We start from the raw sequence: 1,166 nt of genomic DNA, 5'->3' as shown, positions 1-1,166 counted from the left end.
GCCCGCGTCGACGGCATCGTCGTCGGCTCGGCCCTGGTGTCGTCCACCGAACCCGCCGACCATGTGTTCGCCGCCCCGCCCCTGGCCGTCGGCAGCCGTGTCGATGTCGCCTTTGCCAACGCCGCCACCGTCAACGGCCAGACCCGCAGCCTGCGCGTGCACTACCTGATGTCCGGCACCACCGTGCTGCAGCCCAGCGCCGGCAGCATGGCCTGGGACGCCGGCAACGGCCTGGCCGCCTATGACGGCGCCGGCTACCAAGCAACCACCCAGAACCTGCTCACCGACAACGGCGCACTGCGCGGCAAATGGCCTGCGGCCAATATGAGCGACACGCTGACCCTGCGCGCCAGTGCCCGCCTGGCCGCCAACGTCGGCCCCATCGTGCAGGTGCTGGTCGACGGCGTCGTCATCGGCACCGTGGAGCTGCGCTCCACCACCCCGGCCGACATCAGCCTGCCCACGCTGCCCATGAAGCCTGGCCAGCGCGTCGAGCTCGTCTACACCAACCCTGCCGACGGCCGCGACCTGCAGCTGGCCTACGCCATCTCCGGCAAGACCGTGCTGCTGGCCAGCAACAACACCCTCAACGCCGCCTGGCCCGAGCCCAACCTCACCGACACCCTCACCGTGCGCGCCCGTGGCGCGCTCGCCGGCGGCACCGGCCCCCTCATGCAGGTGCTGGTCGACGGCATCCTCGTGGGCAGCGCCGAGGTCAAGTCCACCGCGCATGCCGACTACCGCTTCGCCGTGCCCCCGATGAGCGCCGGGCGCAAGCTCGACATCGCTTTCGTCAACGACGCCATCATCAACGGCGTCGACCGCAACCTCTTCATCGCCTACGCCACCACCGCCAACACCGTCTGGCTGCCCGGCGCTGCCGGCAACCGCTACGACCTCGGCAGCGGCGCGGCCGCCTTCGACGGCGCCAATGTCATCGCCCCCGGCGGCACCCTGCACTCCAATGGCGCGCTGCGTGCCAGCTGGCCCGAGCCCAATATCACCAGCACCGTCACCGTGCGCGCCAGCGCCGTGCCGGCCGGCGGCGTGGGTGCGCTGATGATGCTGTGGGTCGACGGTGTCGCCATCAGCGCAGTCGAGGTCAACAGCACCTCCCCCGCCGACTTCATCATGCCCACCACCGCGCTCAAGCCCGGCAGCCAGGT

General features: G+C 71.0%; 1 protein-coding gene. It reads left to right on the top strand.

From position 1 onward, the window contains the following. Positions 1–1,166 (top strand): carbohydrate-binding domain-containing protein (locus ABGI63_RS25740; RefSeq protein WP_349745368.1); only part of this gene is annotated, 1,166 nt, incomplete at both ends.

Source organism: Roseateles cavernae (assembly GCF_040187885.1).
Lineage (GTDB): Bacteria > Pseudomonadota > Gammaproteobacteria > Burkholderiales > Burkholderiaceae_C > Roseateles_E > Roseateles_E cavernae.
The sequence above is the reverse complement of the archived record's forward strand: the minus strand, read 5'-3'. Positions and strand labels throughout refer to the sequence as shown.